Annotated in this window: 2 protein-coding genes and 1 pseudogene; all 3 read right to left on the minus strand. The window is 67.0% G+C overall.

All coding sequences use genetic code 11. The features are described from left to right. Window positions 1-1,037 (minus strand): MATE family efflux transporter (locus DYI24_RS26145; RefSeq protein ID WP_164574377.1); only part of this gene is annotated, 1,037 nt, incomplete at its 3' end. A gap of 78 nt (window positions 1,038-1,115) precedes the next feature. Further along, entirely contained in the window at window positions 1,116-1,418 is a 303-nt protein-coding gene (locus DYI24_RS26150) for a DUF6460 domain-containing protein (protein ID WP_107346421.1), read from the minus strand. Window positions 1,419-1,489: 71 nt separating this feature from the next. After that, a pseudogene (locus tag DYI24_RS26155) lies at window positions 1,490-1,681 on the minus strand (ATP-dependent DNA ligase); the annotation flags it as partial.

Below are 1,681 nucleotides of genomic sequence, written 5' to 3' on the forward strand. Positions count from 1 at the left end.
ACGCCGAGCATCGGCGCCAGCGTCACCAGCCAGGGATACTCGCGCGCGGTGCGGCGAAGCTCGTCGTTCGAGGTGATGAAGTCGATCAGCATAGGTCCGGCAAACGCATAGATCGCGCTGACGATGAGCGCGAAGCCGAAGCCCCACAGGATCACCAGCCGCGTGGCCTTGACGAAGCCTACGCGGTCGCGCGCCCCGAGGGTGCGGCCGCACAATTGTTCGGCGGCGTTGGCGAGGCCGTCGAGGAAGAACGCGCTGATCATCAGGAAATTGTTGAGCACCGCATTGGTGGCGAGCACCCCGTCGCCGCCGCGCGCGCCCTGCGCGGTGAAGAACAGGAACACGGCGATCAGCGCCGCAGTGCGGATCATGATGTCGCGATTGACCGCGAACATCCGCCGTAACCGGTCCGGATCGAACAGCATCGCCCGCGACACGTTGAACAGACCTCGGCCGCGCCAGGCTGCGATCGCGAGCCCGATCACCAGCCCCGAGCCCTCGGCGATCACCGCGGCAATCGCGGCGCCGGCAATGCCGAAGTCGAACCACAGCACCAGCAGCACGGTGGCGGCGATGTTGATCAGGTTGATCGCGATCTGCACCGCGAGGGCCAGTGTGGCGCGCGCCTGACCGACCAACCAGCCGAGCACCGCGAAGTTCGCCAGCACCAGCGGCGACGACCAGATCCGGATCGAGAAGTAGGTCTTGGCTGCGGCGCTCACCGCCTCGCTGCCGCCCATCGCGCCGATCAGCATCGCGGCGAGCGGACCCTGCAGGGCGATCAGCAACAGGCCGATTCCAGCCGCGACGATCAGGCCCCGCAGCAGATGCGCCGGGACTTCACGGCTCTGCCCGGCGCCGAGCGCTTGCGCGGTGAAGGCCAGCGTGCTCATCCGCAGGAAGCCGAACAGCCAGAACAGACAGTCGAACAGCACCGAGGCCATTGAGACGCCGCCGAGCAGCGTCGCCTCGCCGAGCCGCCCGATCGCCGTGGTGGCGACGACGCCGAGCAAAGGCGTGGTCAGGTTGGCGACCATCGCAGGCCCGGCAATGGCAAACACCTGCCGGGTGGTTACGGGCGACTGGACGAGTTCCACGGCGGACGCAGGCGGCCGTCAGCGTCCGCGCGGCGTGCTGAACAAGCGGGTGAGCAGCCAGATCGGGATCACGATCACGGCGCCGAGCAGGAAGTAGCGCCACAGGCCGTTGATCGCATCGAAGCCGAGATCCCAGATCCGCTCAAACAGCAGCCGGATGCTGGTGATGATATTCCACGGATCGAGGCCGATCGCCGCCAGCACGACGCCGACCAGGATCGACATCAGGATCAGACGAAACGCCACCGCCATCGGCGAGCCGCCGAGGAAGCGGGTCATCCTGTCGTCATTGGCCGGCAGATCCCGGATGTCGTCTCGCATCGTCATGGTCCTCGTGGGTCGCTGGCGCATCATATTCGGTGCTGGGCAGATGGGGAACCGGCGCTTTGCCGTCAATGGCCGCGGGCGGCGGTCGTCGGCGGATTTACGGTCGCCGCCTTCAGCATCCGCTCCAGCGTTTCCAGCCGGTCGGCATCCTTCGGCGGCTTGTCCCAGCGCAGCCGGTTGATGCGTGGAAACCGCATCGCCACGCCGGATTTATGGCGCGGCGAACGCTGCAAGCCTTCGAACGCCACTTCCAGCAC

This window comes from Rhodopseudomonas sp. BR0C11, from assembly GCF_010820945.1.
Classification (GTDB): Bacteria; Pseudomonadota; Alphaproteobacteria; order Rhizobiales; family Xanthobacteraceae; genus Rhodopseudomonas; species Rhodopseudomonas palustris_H.

Coding starts and splice junctions, on each gene's coding strand:
- DYI24_RS26150 (WP_107346421.1), bottom strand. CDS start 1,418: ATGCGAGACGACATCCGGGATCTGCCGGCCAATGACGACAGGATGACC.